The organism is Priestia sp. SRI_019 (assembly GCF_057586255.1).
Genome location: NZ_JBYCZN010000001.1, coordinates 1,540,564 through 1,558,623, shown reverse-complemented (window position 1 = coordinate 1,558,623; position 18,060 = coordinate 1,540,564). Strand labels below are relative to the sequence as shown.

Here is an 18,060-nt window from a genome sequence, read left to right as displayed (position 1 = left end):
ACACTTGCTTTTTATCTCCATAATTGTAAGACAACCTGACCGAATAAATTCACTGCCAAGTGCCATTATGAAACAAGGAATATAAAAAGTAAACTATCTTGCTTAAACCACTTATGCGCTTTGTTAATATAAAGTCTGGACGCGGCGACTCATGTTTGTCTCACTTTAAGTTGTCTGATATACAGACAACTTAGAAAGCATACAACCGCTCACTATAGCGCTTTCAAATGCGTTTCAGCAAAATCGACGGCTTTAGGCATTGAAAAGAAGTATGCACATGCTGAACCAATTTTTTTAGCATTTATTCCTTTTGCTTCAATAAACGCTTCACCTATCTTTTCAAACAGCTCTTCTCTAAACTCTAATTCTTTATACGTCTTCCATACTCGCTTTCCTGCATCCATAACTGGAGATCCTTTTTGAATCACGTTTCGATATGGAATACGATATTCTGCTAGATGAAAAGAAGTATTGTTCCCAAACCCGACACCTAATAATAAAACAAAGGCATGTTTTTTGTAAAGCCTTTCAAGAGGAGAATTTTCGCCTAAACTGAATTCAAGGGGATGATCTCTTAAGATGTCTTCGCTGTCCTTTCCCCAAGCGGCGAATGAATACATTGGATGGCTGCTTCTTCTTACGCCAGGGTATGTTCGAAAAGTTTCCACGATTTGTCCCATACCGCTTGTTGGCGTATGAGCTGGATCATATGCGGGCATCGTTTCCCGAATCGTTTCCCACCACTCTTTTGGCACAGCCGGATTGCCCCATTCTGATGGATCCGAAAGATCGACCGACTGTGACGGCATCACGATCGTTCCTTCCTCTGTCACTGTCTCCATTAAAGCTTGAACAACGGCTACTGAACCTCCGTTTACCCACCCTAATGAAGATAGCGAAGAATGAACCATGATAGTCATCCCTTTTGTTATGCCTAACCTGCGTAAATCTTCTTTTAATGTATCTTTCGTTCTAGGATGATCTGTTGCTTGGACAATGTGCTTCATCGTAAGCTCCTTACTTATGGTGCTGCTAGAATTTGTTGCCGAACTCTAGCAATATATGTAAAACTTATGTTTCCATAATAGTAAGAATAACATCAATTGTCAAATTATTTAAAGTAATAGAAAAACTTAGTTTTATTCATATCAGTTATCATACAACTGACTTGTTGGTAAGCTTTATTTCCTTCAACTATCTTACTATAATAACCGCTACTGAAGCTTTTAAATAAATTAAAAAGAAGCATATTCCTATAAATAAAAGAAATACTAATGAAGCTATACATATTTACCTATCACTATTTTCAGGAGGAATGTGTACAATGAGCACATCAAAACTTCCGCCGCTCACGTCCTCGGAGCTTGCTAACTTATGGATGACTTATCAAGAAAAAACGATGATTTTGAGGTTTCTAGAATATTTTCTGGAAGATAAACAAGATTACAAAGAACTTTTTGAGCTATATTATAGCCGATCTTTAAAAAGTGTAGCTCGAATTAAAGAAATATTTGAGAACGAAGGCGCTGTTATCCCAATTGGTTTTACGAAAGATGACGTGAACGTAGGAGTTCCTAAACTATATGACCACATGTTCGAAGTCATGTATATACGCTTAATGTCTCAAATTGAAACAGGACTGTTTGCTTTGCATTCGACCATGTCTTACCGAGAAGATGTCCGAAATTTCTTCGTAGAGGCAACAGCAGAAGCACAGGACATATACAATCAATCCACACAAGTATTGTTAGAAACGGGTGTCATCGCAAAACCCCCATACGTTTCTATGCCTAAGGAAGTCCATTTTGTCCATGAACAAAACTATATAGGCGGATTGAGCTGGTTTAGCGAAAAACGATCGCTGAATACCATTGAAGTGTCACTTATTCAACATGCTGTTGATACAAATCTTGTAGGAATGCAGCTGATGATTGGTTTTGCTCAAGTGGCCAACAACAAAGAGGCACAGCAGCATTTTGTCAGGGGTATGAAGCTTTCGAAGAAAATTGAAACAGAACTAGGTGATATTTTACGCCATAGCTACATAGAACCCCCGGCTACTCATGCCGGAAAAGCGACGAATTCAACCGTTCCTCCTTTTTCAGATAAGCTGATGATGTACAATACGAGTCTTTTGAGTACGTTCGGTCTGGGGAGTAATGCTTTAGGAGGAGCCTTTAGTTTAAGAAGTGATTTGCCATTAAAGATGCTCCAGCTTGCAAAAGACATTTACAGTTTGGCGAAAGAAGGCGGCAAAATTATGATTCAAAACGGATGGCTTGAAGAGCCTCCTCAAATTGAAGATCGCAATCAGTTAACTAAAAAATAGGTTCTTTCCTGCAGGAAAGCTAGCTGCTCTACGTGCAGCTAGCTCTATTTGTTTTTTTAGTATACTGTTTTTAGTGCTAGTACGTAACAAATGTTTGCGTTATTTAGAAGCTGTTCCTGTCTTTTTCTTAGTCGTTTAGCTCATATTTCTACTTAATTTATAACAGAAAAATAAAATAAAAGGTATTTTCTCTGAGCTGACGAAATCTTTCTATATAAAATAGAAAGGAGAAAAGTATGTTTCCTATTCTTCGTACACCTCGCACTACACTGCGTGAAATAACAGAAGCGGATGCAGATACTATTTTTGACTGCTTCTCTCAGAAAGAAGTTATTAGATATTACGGGCAAGAAAAATTTACAACTATTCAAGAAGCTCTGGTTCTAATTGATATTTTTGCTGAAAATTACAGAAATCAAAAAGGCGTGCGCTGGGGAATTGAACGGCTCGATACGGGGGAACTAATCGGGACAGTTGGATTTAATCAGTGGAACCAAAAGCATAAGCGCGCGGAAATTGGCTATGAGCTACACCCTCAGCACTGGGGTCATGGCTATGCTTCAGAAGCTGCTTCGGCTGTTATGGCTTATGGATTCGATACCCTTCAGCTAGTGCGGATTGGAGCTGTTGTGTTTCTTGAAAACAAAGCATCACAGCATGTTCTTGAAAAGCTCGGGTTTCAAAAAGAAGGAGTGTTAAAAAACTATATGTATCAAAACGGAAAAGCTCACGATACGTTTGTTTATAGTTCACTGCCTACTACATAATAAAAAAGGATTCTTTTTAAGAAAAGAATCCTTTTTCGTTTTATTTAAATGCCGCATACCCATCATCAGCCATGATGACGCTGCCGTTTACAGCTCCCGCTTCTTCTAAGGAAAGCAAATAAACCATATCTGCAATTTGTTTTGGTGCAGTGAGCTCCCTGCTCATCGTTTTCACTTTCATTCCTTCAATCATACCGCTGTCTTTATAGCCTTGAATAATGGGCGTATCAACAAATCCTGGTGCAATGGCGACGACGCGAATACCGTATTTAGCGAGATCTAGCGCAGCTGATTTCGTCATCATCACAACAGCCCCTTTTGTTGCGTGATAAGCATACGTTCCGGGTGAGGCTAAAAAGCTAAAAATAGATGCCGTATTAATAATAACTCCTTTAATACCCAACTCTCTCATTTTTCTACCCGCCGCCATAATCCCGTATGTAACGCCGTGCTGATTTACATTAATAATACGGTGATATTCTTCTAAATCTTGATCTAAAATAGATGTTGGACGTCCAATACCTGCATTGTTAAACATAACATCAATTCGACCAAATTTGTTCACCGTTTTCTCAATTAGTGCTTCTACTTCTTCAAACTTTGTGACGTCCGTTCTCACAAACAAAGCGCTACCGCCAGCTTCTTCAATTTTTTGAAGAGTCTCTTTACCTTTCCCTTCATCATAATCAGCAATGACGACGGCGTCTCCTTTTTGCGCAAACTTTAAGGCAGTTTCTTTGCCAATTCCGCTTGCTCCCCCTGTAATAACCGCTACTCGTTTTTTGCTGCATGTTTCTCCCTCCTTGGTGAAAATTCCTTGCTTTTACATTATAGCATTCTTTTTTTCTATCAGCTGTTTCTATCAATTACTTCATTGCCGTGAAATTGGTTAACTGGGACATAGTTGAACGCCTTTTTTAATAAAAATCAGCGTGTGTACAAGCAGTCTGTCATTTTTGGCATTTACTATAGTGTAAGGAGGTGATGGCTATGCATGAACACACAGGTAATGTATCTATCCCACGTCCTCCGGATGTGGTGACAATTCTGTGGGAGCGAAATCCTTTGGATAGACAAGCTCCTCGTACTGTCGTAGAAGCAACAGTAATCGGCAGCGCAAAGCCTTGCGGACGCTTGTTAGCTCAAGGTCAGCGCTACCGCACTGCAGCTCATTGTTTACTTGACAACGGCTTTGAACAAATTACTGCTGAAAGATTAGGAGTATTTGGAGTAGCTGTATTTGTTAGAGAATATTAAAATAGAAAAAGGGACCTTTCTGTAAGTTAGAAAAGTCCCTCTATACATATTACGCGTGGAAATTCGTGCCGTCTGTTACAGCTTCAATTACTCCAGCGCGGATGACAAAGTCACCAAAGTGCTCCCCTTCTTCTCTTTCTTTTGCATAGCGAGGAAGTAAGACGCGCAGTTCATTTAAAATTTCTTCTTCACTGATATTTTCACGGTACATTTTGCTTAAACGGCTGCCGTCAAATGCTGCTCCAAGATACATATTGTATTTACCCGGTGCTTTACCAATAAAAGCAATTTCACCTAAAGCAGGACGTGCACAGCCGTTAGGACAGCCCGTCATACGAATCGTGATTTCTTTATCGCGAAGACCATTTTCATCTACAATTGCTTCAATTTTCTCAAGAAGAACTGGGAGATAACGCTCAGCTTCTGCCATCGCAAGCCCACAAGTCGGAAGCGATACGCAAGCTAATGAGCTGCGGCGAAGAGCCGAATAATGCTTGCCGTCAGTTAATCCGTATTGTTCGATAAGATCACTAATTTGTTTTTTCTTTTCAGTTGATACGTTCGCGATAATTAAGTTTTGATTGGCCGTTAAACGGAAATCACCGCTATGAACTTTTGCAATTTCACGAAGACCCGTCATAAGCTTATAGCCTTCAAAGTCAGCAATACGTCCACCTTGAACAAAAAGAGTAAAGTGCCATTTTCCTTTTACACCTTTTTCCCAGCCGTAGCGGTCGCCGTTGTGATCAAAGTGATAGGATTTTGCTTCGTCTAAGCTCCAGCCCAGACGCTTTTCAAGCTCTTCTTTTACCGTTTCTAATCCAAGACGATCAACCGTGTATTTAAAGCGCGCGTTTTTACGCACAGAGCGGTTTCCATAATCACGTTGAATCGTAATGATTTTTTCCGCTACTTCTAGAATTTGGTCAGGTCGACAGAACCCAATCACTTTTGCAAGCTGAGGGTACGTTGCTTTATCTCCGTGCGTCATGCCCATACCGCCGCCGATTGCTACGTTAAATCCAACAAGTTTCTCGTCTTCTAAAATGGCAATAAGTCCAAGGTCTTGTGAATACACGTCAATATCGTTAGAAGGTGGAACAGCTACGCCAATTTTGAACTTTCTTGGTAGATATAGCGGACCATACATTGGTTCCACTTCTTCTTCCACTTCCGGTGTACTGATCACTTTTTCTTCATCTAGCCAAAGTTCGTGGTACGCTCTTGTACGAGGCAATAAGTAATCACTTAATTTTTTTGACCATTCGAATACTTCAGCATGTACTTCTGACTGATACGGATTCGGATTGCACATTACGTTACGGTTTACATCTCCACAAGCTGCAATTGTGTCTAATAAAGAAGCATGAATTTCTTGAATCGTTTTCTTCATGTTCCACTTTAAAATGCCGTGCATTTGGAATGCCTGACGAGTTGTCAGCTTTAACGTTCCATTTCCGTATTTTTGTGCTAAATCATCCATCACTAGCCACTGTTCTGGTGTTGAAACACCGCCTGGCGTACGGACGCGAAGCATGAATTGGTAAGCTGGCTCTAGCTTTTGTTTTTGACGTTCGTTACGAAGATCTCGGTCATCTTGCAAGTAGCTTCCGTGGAACTTCATTAAACGATTATCGTCTTCAGAAATACCTGAGCTGATGCGGTCGAGCATTGTTTCTCCTAATGTACCGCGCAAATAATTACTTTCATCCTTTATGCGCTCAACGTCACTTGGAGGACCTTCGGGCGCTTTTAAAATTTTGTTTACCATGTTGAAAATCTCCTTTCAATCCTCAGTATACATCACGCTGATAACGTTTTTGTTTCTTCATTTCAGCAAGGTAACCTTCCGCCTGTTCACGGCTCATCTTGCCTTCTGTTTCGATAATTTCAACTAGCGTGTTGTGCACGTCGCGTGCCATATTTGTTTTATCTCCGCACACATAAAAAGATGCGCCTTCTTCTAACCATTGGAATAATTCTTTACTATGTTCGAGCATACGGTTTTGTACGTATACTTTCTCTTCAGTATCGCGTGAAAACGCCACGTCCATTTTTGTCAGTACGCCATCTTTTAACCACTTTTGCCATTCTGTTTGGTAAAGGAAGTCTGTTACGAAGTGCTGATCTCCAAAGAACATCCATGACTTACCTTTTGCTCCTGTTTCTTCACGCTCTTGCATAAACGAGCGGAACGGAGCCACACCTGTACCAGGTCCTACCATAATAATTGGCGTTTCTTGATCTTGAGGAAGCTTAAAGTTTTTATTGCTTTGAAGGTATACAGGAATCGTATCGCCTGGCTGCAAACGTTCTGAACATAGGACTGAACAAACACCTTTACGCTCGCGTCCATGCGCTTCGTAGCGTACCGCTCCGATTGTTAGATGAACTTCATCAGGGTTTGCTGATAAACTGCTTGCAATCGAGTAAAGGCGCGCTGGCATTTTACGTAAAATGGCTACAAACTCTTGTGCCGATACGTTCCATGGGCCGAAGTCACGAACTAAGTCAATCACATCACGGCCTTGTGTGTATGCTTTTAATTCCTCGCGATTTTCTACAAGCGCTTTTAACTTATCGTTTCCAGTAAGCTCAGCTGCTTGCTTTAAAAGCGGTTTTGTTAAAACGGTAATTTCAAAATTAGAGATTAGCGCTTCTCTAAGAGGACGCGTTTCTCCTTCTTTATTCACCGTTACACTTTCACTTGCATCCCACTTGAATTCGTTAAGAAGAAGATCAACAAGCTCCGGGTCATTTTCAGGATAAATACCTAAACTGTCTCCTGGTTCATACGTCAAACCTGAACCTTCTAGAGATAGTTCTAAGTGTCGCGTTTCTTTATTTGATCCGCGGCCGTTTAAGTTTAAGTTCTCAAGCACTTCTGCTTTAAAAGGATTTGTTCTTGAATATGGTGAAGTTCCTGCAGGAGCTTCCGCTGGAACAGCTGCCGAAGCGCTGTGTCCTTTCGCTTCGCTTAATCCGTCAATAACACCTTTAAGCCATTTATTCGCGGGCTCTTCAAAATCTAAATCACAGTCAACGCGCGGATACAGTCTTTCACCGCCAAGTTCCGCTAAGCGCACATCAAATTCTTTTCCTGTTTGACAGAAAAATTCGTATGAGCTGTCTCCAAGCGATAAGACAGAGAAACGGAAGTTCTCAAGTTTTGGCGCTCGACGGCCGTGAAGAAATTCATGGAAAGATAGCGCATTATCAGGCGGCTCTCCTTCTCCATGTGTACTTACGACAATTAATAAATTTTCAAGTTTCTTTAAATTATTTGGTTTGAAATCATTCATAGAAGATACAGTTACATTAAAACCTTTTGCTTCAAGCGTTTTGCCTGTATTTTCAGCAAGTCCTTGAGCATTTCCTGTTTGTGATCCGTAAAGAATCGTTACGTCTTTTGAAACCTTCTGTTTCGTTTGATCAGGCGCTGCTGTAGAAACGTCTGGCGTTCCTTCGGCAGACGTAGATTGAGATGCTGTTAAATAACCGCTCAACCACATTTGTTGTGCTTCTGTTAATGTCGGCAGAAGGCGATTAAGCAAATCTGCTTGTTCTTGATTAAAAGGGCTGTTTACTACCTTAAGTTGCAACACTGTCCACCTCACAAAAATATATAATTTAAATATGTATGCTTTTACGAATCATCTTCAACAACATTTAATACCTGTGTCTAATTAATCAATGATGTTTCCCTTCATACATTATTATTCCTATAGATTATATCAAATTTAATTATATAAATCATTAGAAAATTCTTATCAAATTCGTCTACCTGCATTTTATCGGAGAAGAATAAATTAGTAAAATACATATAATTGATAACTAGTATTAAGATGATTAATAATTGAAGCTGTCATTACGTTTTTTATAAATGCAGTTACTTCCATATTTGTTCATTCTACATCCTTCACATGAATATGAATATTTTGTAATTTTTAGAGAAGTTTTGTAGAAACGGTTTTCTTTCTCATCAGAATGTTACATAATAAATGTAACATTAATCCTTTTAAAAAACACTATACGGAAAAGACAGTATATTCTGAAACTTAGGACAGTTTATAGATGAGCTAGCAACCTTTTATTCGATCTATTCATACACGTTAGAGAATATAAAGGGAAGCTTTTGCAGTACATACAATTCCCTTTTGCTCATCTCAAATGAAAGGACTGGCTTTTAAATCAGGTAATCTTTTTTAAGGAGGCTTCTTAAATGTTTTTACGAGAATTAACGAAAAGTGGGACGATAACTGTTTCTTACTATAAAGATGGAACGTTGCAAACGTGCAAAGGCCGCGTGCACAACTTAAATCTCCATCAGCAAATTCTATCCGTAAAAGACGAAAATGAAGCCGTTGTTTCCCTTTTGCTTTCTGATATTAAATCCATTCATTAGTATGTAAAATTAAGGAGGAATTACCATGTGGAAAGATAATAAGCAAGCGCTTACAGATTTTGTGTCAGAAGATAGGTTTGAACTGAACTTATATTTAACGTATTTACTTGATCAAATTTCGTATGACACGTCTAAACAATCCCCTTTTCTTCGTAAGCCTAATGAAACCACTAGTTGATATAGAAAAAAGCGCACAAATTTGTGCGCTTTTTTTAATGTGATGGCTCTACTTCAGCAATGCCTTCTTCTGGTTTTTCTTCGGCTTTTTTATTTGAAAGGTTGATCTGCCTTAAGAATAATGTGCATACCGCCCCTAAAACAATAAAAGCTAAGCCCATGAAAAAGACGCTGTGCAATGCGCTCATTAGCGAGGTCTTCAAAATTGGCACAATGCTGTCTGAAAGCACAGCTGGAATACTCTTTAGCGCCTCAGGGCTAAACAGCATCTGCAGCACACTTTCAGGATTCGTATCAATTGCTTTTTTAAATCCGTCTGCAAAAGCACTTGCTTGAGCAGGCAATGTGTTTAAATATGGAACGAGTTTGTCAGTAAGAAGTGTACCTGATTTTGCATTCATTACCGCTCCTAAAATGGTAATACCGAACGTTCCTCCGATTGAACGGAAAAATTGACTTGATGATGTAACCACACCGAGCTCTTCTTTTGAAAAGCTTTCTTGAAGAGCAAGCGTTAAAATTGGCATCACAAGACCCATTCCTAAACCGATTATGGCCATATAAGAAGTGGCAACAAGCTTGCTAGTACGAAGGTCTAAAGTTGTTAATAAAAAGAACCCTCCTGCCATAATAAGCATACCCGTTACGATTTGAGGTTTGATTCCAACTTTATAAACAAGCTGCCCTCCAATAATACTCGTTACGATCATTGAAATCATCATCGGCGTCATAATGGTACCTGATTCCGAGGCACTGACTCCAACGATTCCTTGCATAAAGAACGGAACAAACGTAATGGCTCCGAACATGCCGATGCTCATAAAAAAGCCAATGATATTTAAAAGCGTAAACGTTCGATTCTTAAATAAATACATCGGAAGAATCGGCTCTTTTGCTTTCGTTTCCACAATAATAAAGCTTATGATCCCAACAACAGCAAGTGTAAATAGACTAACAATTTGCCAAGAGTTCCAGTCATAGTCTTTTCCTCCAAAGCTTAGGGCCAGAAGCAAGCTCACTACTCCGATAACCATTGTGAACATACCGGCTACATCGAATTTCACAGGTCCCGTATGTTTCTTTCCTTGAAGTCCCAGTGCAATAAAAACGGTAGCGAGTATCCCTACCGGCAAGTTGATGTAAAACACCCATTTCCAGTTCAGTGAATCAACAATCCATCCGCCAATTTGTGGACCGATGACAGAAGCAAGACCGTAAATTCCTCCGAATACTCCTTGAAACTTTGCTCGTTCTTTTCCTGTAAATAAATCACCAATTACAATCATTGCCATCGGCATCATAACGCCGCCGCCAATTCCTTGTAATGCACGGAATAAAATAAGCTCTGTCATATTATTTGCCATTCCACATAAAGCAGAAGCAACCATAAAAATAATAAGTCCTGTAACATAAATTACTCTGCGTCCTACTAAATCAGCGAGCTTCCCTGCAATCGGAACAACCGTTGTGGATGTTAACAAATAGGCTGTTGTCAGCCATGTCATCATGCTTAAACCACCAAGGTCTCCGACGATTCTTGGCATAGCTGTTCCGACAATGGTTCCATCAAGTGCAGAAAAGAACATCGCAATAATTAAGCCAATTAATAAAAGCGTGCGCTTTGAATTTTTTTGATTTTCCATCGTGTGTCTCTCCTCTTTTTTGTTACTGCTGCTTATTTTTATAAGAAGCAGCTGATGTTGCAAGCTTTTTCGTAATAGAAGCCATCATGGAAAGCTCTTCTTCTGTTAGATGCAAAAGATAGCGGTCCATAATGGCTTTTCGACTATTCAGCACATCTTCAAGCTTGCGATGCCCAAATTCCGTTAAAGTAATATCAACGACTCGTCTGTCCTCTTTATTATGTTCTCTTACAACAAAATTGTGCTGTTCGAGACGATCTACTAAAAGAGTCACGGCGCTCGGTTTTACATCCATTAGTTCTGCAATTTGAGAAACCTTACTGCTCCCTACTTTCTTTAAATAAGAAAGAACAAATAATTGCGTAGGAGTCATCTCATGCTCATTTAAACTCTCCATCATTTCAGGCTGCATTTTTTCAAATAGCACTTGAAGCGATGAACGAATCTCTCCAAGATACTGATTGCTTTTTGTCACATCTATTCCTCCAGGCTTGCTTATTTATTTCATGTCATAAATAGTTAATGCTAATTAAATATAAATGCGTATAAACTAAAAGTCAATTATTTCTTTTTTAGTATTGACCCTTACGCTGCGTTATATTTTATAGTAGATTTCAGAAGGGAGATGAAAGAATGAACAGAAAAGTAAAAGAAGTTGCTGACTTAGTAGGAATCAGCGTCCGCACGCTACATCACTATGATGAAATCGGGCTATTAAAACCTGATGCCGTTAGTGAATCCGGCTACCGGCTTTATTCACCGGCTAATCTGGATATGCTTCAGCAAATATTATTTTTTAAAGAGCTTGGCTTCCCTTTAAAACAAATTCACGAGATTATAGCAGACCCGACGTTTAATCGCACAGAAGCGTTGATACTGCAAAAAAACATGCTGATTGAAAAACGCAGTCGGCTCGATCAAATGATCGTAACCATTAATAAAACGATTCAATATGAAGAAGGAGCGATTGAAATGAACGAAAAAGAGCGGTTTAACGGACTGGATTTTTCGCATAACCCATACGAAGAAGAAGCACGGAAGCGCTGGGGAAACCAGCGGGTAGATGAAGCGAATGAAAAAGTACAAAGCTTCTCACAAAAAGAACAGCAGCACATGTCAAACGAATGGGAAAGTATCTACACTCACTTAGCTTCGCTTCGTGATCTGTCACCCTCTTCTACAGAAGCTCAAAAAGCTATTGCGACATGGTATCAATTTTTAAATGAGAACTTTGGAACGTATTCATTAGAAGCCTTTAAAGGTCTTGGAGAAATGTATGTGCAAGATGAGCGGTTTACAACTACCATTGACAGCTATGGAAAAGGATTAGCCAAATTTATGAACGAGGCGATGAGTGTATTTGCAGACGCTAAAAATAATAAACCCAAAGACTGAGATATAACTAGGTCAATTCAATCTAAAGAAGAACAATTAGCATATATGATCTGACCTGCTTGTTCCGCCGCTGTTGATTTCCGTCCAAGGCTTCGCGTTCCGCGGGCACCGCTGAGCCTTCAAAACCGCTAGAAGCACCTGCCTATATGAAGCCTATGTTCATCACCACAATGAAAAAATCCGAACGATTCATCGTTCGGATTTTCATTCACTTGATATACTTTTGTTCCAGCCTCTTTTTATAAATGAAGACCCATAAGCATTGTATTATAGTACACGCCATTTATATAGGTGTCTTTTTCTTTTAATCCTTCTGTTTGAAACCCTAGCTCCCTGTATAAAGAAATAGCTCTTTGGTTATCTTCTCGCGTCACAAGTTCGATTTTTTTTGTTTGTTTATTCGTACGTGTCCATTCAATCAGCTCAATCATTAGCTGTCTGCCTAACCCTAGCCCGCTATAAGATTTCTCTACTACAATACCGAGGGTTCCCACATGCTTATTACGCGGGTTTTGAGACGAGGTGATGGATGCAATACTAATGATTTTCTCTTCTTTTTCAGCCACAACTATAAGAGCATTTTGCTCTTGTTTTACAGAAGCTAAAAACAGTCCGTACTCTGAAAGAGGTGTAAGAAACTCACCTTCTCCAAATGAAAGAAAATCGCTTTCTCCTCCTACGCGGTTGTAAAAAGCAATCATTTTCTCTGCGTCTTTCGGTGCTGCTTCTCGAATGCTGACGCCTATACCGTTCTTTAATGTACGTAGACTCATATACTTATCTTCCTTTTGGTTATTCTTGTTTGCTTAGCCGAGTTTTAGCGCTGTTTTTCTCTCCACTGATCTAACCACATGCGATTTCCTAAAGCTGTAAAATCATTTTCATCGGCGTAGCGTTCAATGACGGAAAGCGCGTTGTCCTCAAGCATTGGTGAATAGCTCATGATTTCTAAAATATGATGTGCAGCCCATAGGTCAATTCGGTAAGTAGGATTCGTCAGCAGTGTTGCAAATTCAAACAGCATGCCTGGATAATATAAATGAATGAGCTGCGCAATTTTTTTCATATCCTCTGCAGCTCGATTGCCTTTTTTTACAGATTTTTTATTTCGATAATCGATTTCATAATGAATTTTGGCGCTTTTTTGATAAAGATCAACTAGCGTTTCATACGTACGGTGTTTCCGCATTTCTCATCTTCCTTTGCTTCTAGATTTCCTCGTTTGAAGATGCTATAGTTCATTTTTAGGTTTCATATATTCAAATAAATGCAGCAAAAATATAATACTTCCGCCAATACACATCACAAAACTTAACGTAGCAGGATACTGAATAAAGAAACCGACAACACCAAAAATCAGCATAGCAAGCGCTCCTATCATCATAAACAGATGATAAGCCGGTGTATTTTCTTCATTATTCATACATAACTCCTTTTCACTATTTTTTAAGTTATTAAAAAGATATGACACTTCTTTTGGACTATGATCTTTTATTTTGCTGCCGCTTTATTTCTTTAGCTTAGCACGAAGTAACGTGAGAAGGCCTCCTCCAAACATGACGCCACCCACAATTTGATACAGATGTATGTAGCTTTTTATCGTTTCAAGATACAGATCCGTGTCTGCGTTCCCTTGACTTTCTAGCCATTTTTGACCCATGACCTGCCCTGTTGCAACGCTTTTTAACAAAACGACCAGGCCTCCAAGCATGACAACAGCGGCGATAATAAGCTGCACCTTTTCTTTGTCATCTAGCATTTTTTTGAGCTCATCTGCCATATATATCTCTCCCATCCTTACCTTGTTATGTATCTACTTGTTTGTACTCATGCTGTTTTTCTATTATAACGCTCAACTTGGTCATTATAACACGGTTTTGCCCTGCCTTTAGTCTTACTTTTCATAAATGAAGCCTTTTTGGGTCATACTATCTTTGAAACACAGGCGTCTTTAACATCCCTTGATCATTTTTAAAGGGTTACTAATCGAGGTTGATACATGCTTATATTTTTAGGGATTTTTTTACTTTGTGCAGCTGTTTGTTTAGTAGAAATACCTTATTTAAAAAAAGTGAACAGTAAAAAAGAAAAGCGAATGTTTTGGAGTTTGTTCATAGTAAGCATTTTAATTGTTAGTTTAAAGTACGGCGGTGTGGAGATCCCTAACCCTGGGGACGGCATTGCTTTTTTATTAAAACCTTTTAGTGATTTTTTGTTCAGTCTGTTGAAATAAAAGGAAGTGAACAACGTGCACAGTCAGATGAAATTATCCGCAGCACAGTTTCGAATACTCGTCATTTTTTATAGTTTAGGCGACACTATTTTAGTTGTGCCTGGAAGCTTAACGGCTGACTCTAAACAAGAGGCATGGATTCCAGCTATTTTAGGCGTAGGTGTAGGCGTTTTACTTGTATGGATGTATATCAAACTCTCTAGCCTTTATCCAAATAAAACGCTCATAGAACTAAACGAAGCCATTTTAGGAAAGTGGCTAGGAAAGTTTGTCTCTCTTTTATTTGTCGCTTCTACTCTTCTTTTTTGCAGTCAAGTTTTGTTTTACGTGGGCTCGTTTCTAACAACTCGTATTATTATTCAAACGCCTATGCTTGCTGTTCATATTTTGTTTATGGGAATTGTGATTGTCGGTGTTCGGCTTGGCATTGAAACGATTGCCCGCTGTGCCGAAATTCTCTTTCCATGGTTTGTTATTCCGTTCTTAATCTTAGTTTTTTCGATCTTCCCTCAAATTCATTATGAGAACTTGCAGCCTTTGTTAGAGGTAGGCGTTAAGCCTATTATCAGATCTATTCTGGTATTTACAAGTATTACGTCTCTCACTTTTATTGTATTGCTAACCGTTTTCCCTGCTCACGTAGGGGAACCAGATCAGCGAAACCGCGCTTTTTTTACGGGAAGCTTAATCGGCGGAGGCATTATGATTATTATCTTATTACTTGGCATTCTTGTACTTGGAAATACGTATACACGTATTGCTTTATATCCAAGCTATGAGCTTGCAAGACGGATCGAAGTTGCGGATTTTCTAAAAAACATTGAAGTCATTATGGCTATTATGTGGTTTTTATCTCTTTATTTTAAAACATCTCTCTACTATTATGCGACCGTTTCTGGACTCGCTCAAATTCTTGAATTAAAAAACTACCGAGTTTTAACTCTTCCGCTAGGCATTATTGCCGTTACATTTTCACTTATCGTGTATCCAAGCATTCCATATGAACAAACGTGGGACAGAGATACGTGGATTCCGTACAGTCTGTTATTTGGATTGTTTTACCCTCTTGGATTATTAATAGTTGGGAAAATTCGCGTAAAGCATTCTGCGTCTTTATCCAAATAAAAAAGCCGCTTAAGCGGCTTTTAAAAGAACACGGTTATACTCACTAATCCATTCCACAGCATATGTAAAATCATAGATGGAAAAATAGATTTTGTTCGGTAATAAATAATGGCAAAGACAAGTCCCATGACGGTAGCTGTAATCGGAAAGCCAATATGTAAAAGACCAAATACAAGAGCGGAAACGAAAATGCCCACAAGCATGTGGTGGCGTTTAGTTAAGAAACCACATAAAACACCTCTATAAAGCAACTCTTCTTTAATAGGGGTGATAACTGCTACACTTATAAAAAATATCCAGCTCGAAAGCAGCGTTTGATTAAAACTGCCTTGATTTAAATCTTTTTGCTGCTGATCTGCGCTTTCTACGTTTAAAAATGAAAGCATCACGTACTGCACCGCGGCTACAATTAAAAAGCCTACTACAATATATACATACGTTTTTCTTTCTTTTAATACTGAGAAGTTCCACATAGGCTTTAAAAATCTGCGCACAGGCCTGTACAGCACGGCAACGCCTAGAAAAAACGCCGCGTCTACCAGCAGAGCATATGGTCCTTCTAATAAAATTCCCGTCATATTTGAACCTGTAACTTCATCGTAAATAGCTACTCCAATTCCGGCTATAATCTGCAGGCCGAAGCCCAACACAATAAATAGAAGCAGCGTGAAGTAAGTAAACTCTTTTTTCTTTTTAGGCTTTAAAACCGGTTCTGAATTTGTTGATAACGTACTCAAAATAGCAACCTCCAAAAATGATTCTTTCTCTCTAGTGCTCTCAAAATTCTACCATAATCTCCGCTTAATTATGTTATTTTTTAGGAAAAAAGTTATATTTTTTCACATTTTACACACAAAGGTAGAGTTTGAAAAGATAAATGAGCTAGCCAAATTAGTTGTCAACTTCCTTATATTTGATTACGCTTGAAGAAATCTTACCGAAAGTGAAGTGAAAAAATGGCAAACATTTTAATGATTAATTTTCCCGCTGAAGGTCACGTAAACCCAACGCTTGGAATGGTAAAAGCTTTTTCAGACCGAGGTGATACCGTTCATTACATTACGGCCGAGCGTTTTAAAGAGCGCCTTGAAAACGCCGGGGCTATCGTACACACTCACCGAGACTTATTAAGCGGTGTATCCATCAAGCCTGAAACTCCTCAAGGAATCAACGCGTTTTTAAATATCCACATCCAAACGTCTTTAGATACACTGAAGCTTGTTCATACATTATCAAAAAAAAATGACTTTGACTTTGTGTTTTACGACAAGTTTGGAGCAGGCGAATTAGTGCGTGATTATTTGCGGATTCCCGGAATTGTATCCTCTGCTTCTTTTTTAATGCCAAAAGAACGCCTAGCAATGATGCCTCTGCATCCGGATTCAGGCGTTCCATTTAAACCTGACGAAAAAGCTCAGTACGGGCTCAGCTTGCTAAAAAATCAGTTTGGCGTAGAACCTAAAAATCTGCTTCAATTTATGAACAATGAAGGCGAATTAACGGTCGTATATACAAGCCGCTTTTTTCAGCCGCTTCATGAACATTTTGATGACTCATGTTTATTTATTGGGCCAAGCTTTCCAGAGCGTCGCGGCTCTCATGATTTTCCGCTAGAAAAGCTAAAAGACGAAAAAGTTCTTTATATTTCAATGGGCACGGTGCTTCATGATGTAGAAGGCTTTTTCAACCTTTGCATCGACGCATTTAGCGACTTTGATGGAAAAGTTGTGATTGCAGCAGGAGACCGGGCTGATTTTAAAAAAATAAAAAAAGCACCGGAGCATTTTATTATTTCGCCCTATGTTCCTCAGCTTGACGTATTAAAAGAAGCGGACGTTTTTATCACGCACGGGGGCATGAACAGCGTAAACGAAGCTATTCATTTTAACGTACCGTTAGTCGTTTTACCTCATGGCAAAGATCAGCCGATCGTTGCTCAAAGACTCGTGGAACTAAACGCTGGTTATCGCTTAGCAAAAGAAACGGTAAATGCCTCTCTTTTAAGAAGTGCCGTTGACGAAGTTGTCCGCGACGATTGCTATAAAAAAGGAATTAAAGAAATCAGCGCAAGTTTCCAGCAGGCATCCGGTCCGGCTGCAGCAGCTGAAACAATTGTAAATCACATAGTGAAGCAGCATTCATAAAGAAAAGGTGCACATCTTGTGCACCTTTTTTATTAAAACAGCCATGTACAAACTGTATATACGCCAATGATTAGTAAACTGACGACTGTAAGGAAAATCAATGCACATCCAGCTGCGATAAGTTTATCACCTATCGTTTCTTCCTCCGGCGGTTCAATCAATTTTTCTATTACCGTACGCTGAGTTTGTGAGAGCATTTCCTGTATGCGTAAATCGTGAATTTGCTCTTTATCTCCTTTGAATTTTAATGCTCTTGCAATCATAGCTGGATTGTCGCCACACTCCTTTTCAAAGAGCTGACAAGCGCGAATCATTTCCACCGTTTTTTCTTTTTCTAAATACCAGTAGCGTCCCGCCATTTGAAGATCTTGAAGATGAAAATAAATATCTCCGAGTTCTTTTCGCAAAGACAGCTCATTTGGATACGTAACGAGCAAACCGTGCAGGCGGTCTCTCACTTTCCCCAAGTTCCCTTGTTCGATATCTCGTTGAATATTTTGTCTTGTTTTTTTTGATACTACATCGCTCATAAGCCTCTCCTTTTTAGGTGTTTATACTCACCTTAACACGGGTACAATGAACTAT

General features: G+C 39.2%; 21 protein-coding genes. 9 read left to right on the top strand and 12 right to left on the bottom strand.

The features are described 5' to 3' along the window. Positions 1-212: 212 nt before the first annotated feature. A complete protein-coding gene (locus tag AC2YJL_RS08490; RefSeq protein ID WP_230933032.1) occupies positions 213-1,007 on the bottom strand; it encodes an AAC(3) family N-acetyltransferase in 795 nt (264 codons plus the stop codon). A 317-nt stretch (positions 1,008-1,324) separates the two neighbouring features. Here AC2YJL_RS08490 and AC2YJL_RS08485 point away from each other — a divergent pair, with 317 nt between their 5' ends. Together AC2YJL_RS08485 and AC2YJL_RS08480 are read left to right on the top strand one after the other, a co-directional pair. Beyond that, positions 1,325-2,329, top strand: coding sequence for a DUF3231 family protein (locus AC2YJL_RS08485; RefSeq protein WP_195696556.1), 1,005 nt, complete (start codon positions 1,325-1,327; stop codon positions 2,327-2,329). Between the two features lie 236 nt (positions 2,330-2,565). Then, positions 2,566-3,096, top strand: a complete 531-nt coding sequence (locus tag AC2YJL_RS08480; protein WP_050691450.1) for a GNAT family N-acetyltransferase — start codon at positions 2,566-2,568, stop codon at positions 3,094-3,096. A 40-nt stretch (positions 3,097-3,136) separates the two neighbouring features. Here AC2YJL_RS08480 and AC2YJL_RS08475 read toward each other — a convergent pair whose 3' ends face one another. Next, positions 3,137-3,910, bottom strand: coding sequence for an SDR family NAD(P)-dependent oxidoreductase (locus tag AC2YJL_RS08475; protein WP_369361410.1), 774 nt, complete (start codon positions 3,908-3,910; stop codon positions 3,137-3,139). Positions 3,911-4,086: 176 nt separating this feature from the next. Between AC2YJL_RS08475 and AC2YJL_RS08470 the strand changes: the two genes are divergently transcribed. Next, a complete protein-coding gene (locus tag AC2YJL_RS08470; RefSeq protein WP_028409202.1) occupies positions 4,087-4,353 on the top strand; it encodes a hypothetical protein in 267 nt (88 codons plus the stop codon). Positions 4,354-4,402: 49 nt separating this feature from the next. Here the strand turns inward: AC2YJL_RS08470 and cysI are convergent, their stop codons facing one another. Both cysI and AC2YJL_RS08460 read right to left on the bottom strand, forming a co-directional pair. Then, positions 4,403-6,124 (bottom strand): assimilatory sulfite reductase (NADPH) hemoprotein subunit, encoded by a 1,722-nt coding sequence (cysI, locus tag AC2YJL_RS08465; protein WP_195696554.1) that lies wholly within the window; start codon positions 6,122-6,124, stop codon positions 4,403-4,405. 22 nt (positions 6,125-6,146) lie between these two features. Continuing rightward, the gene (locus AC2YJL_RS08460; protein ID WP_230933035.1) at positions 6,147-7,955 is read right to left on the bottom strand and encodes an assimilatory sulfite reductase (NADPH) flavoprotein subunit; all 1,809 of its coding nucleotides are present in this window, start codon (positions 7,953-7,955) and stop codon (positions 6,147-6,149) included. A gap of 620 nt (positions 7,956-8,575) precedes the next feature. Between AC2YJL_RS08460 and AC2YJL_RS08455 the strand changes: the two genes are divergently transcribed. Beyond that, positions 8,576-8,758, top strand: a complete 183-nt coding sequence (locus AC2YJL_RS08455) for a YolD-like family protein (RefSeq protein ID WP_013083869.1) — start codon at positions 8,576-8,578, stop codon at positions 8,756-8,758. Between the two features lie 25 nt (positions 8,759-8,783). Continuing rightward, positions 8,784-8,936 (top strand): hypothetical protein, encoded by a 153-nt coding sequence (locus AC2YJL_RS08450; protein WP_013057796.1) that lies wholly within the window; start codon positions 8,784-8,786, stop codon positions 8,934-8,936. Between the two features lie 34 nt (positions 8,937-8,970). Here AC2YJL_RS08450 and AC2YJL_RS08445 read toward each other — a convergent pair whose 3' ends face one another. Both AC2YJL_RS08445 and AC2YJL_RS08440 read right to left on the bottom strand, forming a co-directional pair. Further along, positions 8,971-10,578 (bottom strand): MDR family MFS transporter, encoded by a 1,608-nt coding sequence (locus tag AC2YJL_RS08445; RefSeq protein WP_230933036.1) that lies wholly within the window; start codon positions 10,576-10,578, stop codon positions 8,971-8,973. A gap of 22 nt (positions 10,579-10,600) precedes the next feature. Further along, positions 10,601-11,053: a MarR family winged helix-turn-helix transcriptional regulator gene (locus AC2YJL_RS08440; protein ID WP_050691444.1), complete on the bottom strand. Its 453-nt coding sequence runs from the start codon at positions 11,051-11,053 to the stop codon at positions 10,601-10,603. Positions 11,054-11,211: 158 nt separating this feature from the next. Here AC2YJL_RS08440 and AC2YJL_RS08435 point away from each other — a divergent pair, with 158 nt between their 5' ends. Continuing rightward, complete coding sequence (locus AC2YJL_RS08435; protein WP_195696551.1) at positions 11,212-11,973, top strand: MerR family transcriptional regulator; 762 nt, start codon at positions 11,212-11,214, stop codon at positions 11,971-11,973. A 239-nt stretch (positions 11,974-12,212) separates the two neighbouring features. Here AC2YJL_RS08435 and AC2YJL_RS08430 read toward each other — a convergent pair whose 3' ends face one another. From AC2YJL_RS08430 to AC2YJL_RS08415, 4 genes are all read right to left on the bottom strand, one after another. After that, positions 12,213-12,746 (bottom strand): GNAT family N-acetyltransferase, encoded by a 534-nt coding sequence (locus AC2YJL_RS08430; RefSeq protein ID WP_230933037.1) that lies wholly within the window; start codon positions 12,744-12,746, stop codon positions 12,213-12,215. Positions 12,747-12,790: 44 nt separating this feature from the next. Further along, on the bottom strand, positions 12,791-13,162 hold the full coding sequence (locus AC2YJL_RS08425) for a hypothetical protein (protein ID WP_050691441.1): 372 nt from the start codon (positions 13,160-13,162) through the stop codon (positions 12,791-12,793). 42 nt (positions 13,163-13,204) lie between these two features. Continuing rightward, positions 13,205-13,396 carry a hypothetical protein gene (locus tag AC2YJL_RS08420; RefSeq protein WP_014459359.1) on the bottom strand — a complete coding sequence of 64 codons (192 nt, stop codon included), beginning with the start codon at positions 13,394-13,396 and terminating at the stop codon, positions 13,205-13,207. 84 nt (positions 13,397-13,480) lie between these two features. Further along, positions 13,481-13,753, bottom strand: a complete 273-nt coding sequence (locus tag AC2YJL_RS08415) for a hypothetical protein (RefSeq protein WP_230933038.1) — start codon at positions 13,751-13,753, stop codon at positions 13,481-13,483. A gap of 219 nt (positions 13,754-13,972) precedes the next feature. On the opposite strand from AC2YJL_RS08415, the gene AC2YJL_RS08410 reads away from it, so the two are divergent. Together AC2YJL_RS08410 and AC2YJL_RS08405 are read left to right on the top strand one after the other, a co-directional pair. Then, a complete protein-coding gene (locus AC2YJL_RS08410; RefSeq protein ID WP_050691440.1) occupies positions 13,973-14,206 on the top strand; it encodes a hypothetical protein in 234 nt (77 codons plus the stop codon). Positions 14,207-14,221: 15 nt separating this feature from the next. Next, a complete protein-coding gene (locus AC2YJL_RS08405; RefSeq protein ID WP_195696548.1) occupies positions 14,222-15,331 on the top strand; it encodes a GerAB/ArcD/ProY family transporter in 1,110 nt (369 codons plus the stop codon). A 20-nt stretch (positions 15,332-15,351) separates the two neighbouring features. Here the strand turns inward: AC2YJL_RS08405 and AC2YJL_RS08400 are convergent, their stop codons facing one another. Then, complete coding sequence (locus tag AC2YJL_RS08400) at positions 15,352-16,068, bottom strand: CPBP family intramembrane glutamic endopeptidase (RefSeq protein ID WP_050691438.1); 717 nt, start codon at positions 16,066-16,068, stop codon at positions 15,352-15,354. A 219-nt stretch (positions 16,069-16,287) separates the two neighbouring features. Between AC2YJL_RS08400 and AC2YJL_RS08395 the strand changes: the two genes are divergently transcribed. Further along, positions 16,288-17,475, top strand: coding sequence for a macrolide family glycosyltransferase (locus AC2YJL_RS08395; RefSeq protein WP_251568682.1), 1,188 nt, complete (start codon positions 16,288-16,290; stop codon positions 17,473-17,475). A 32-nt stretch (positions 17,476-17,507) separates the two neighbouring features. On the opposite strand, the gene AC2YJL_RS08390 is transcribed toward AC2YJL_RS08395, so the two are convergent. Then, on the bottom strand, positions 17,508-18,005 hold the full coding sequence (locus AC2YJL_RS08390; RefSeq protein ID WP_195696545.1) for a DUF6584 family protein: 498 nt from the start codon (positions 18,003-18,005) through the stop codon (positions 17,508-17,510). Positions 18,006-18,060: the final 55 nt, after the last annotated feature.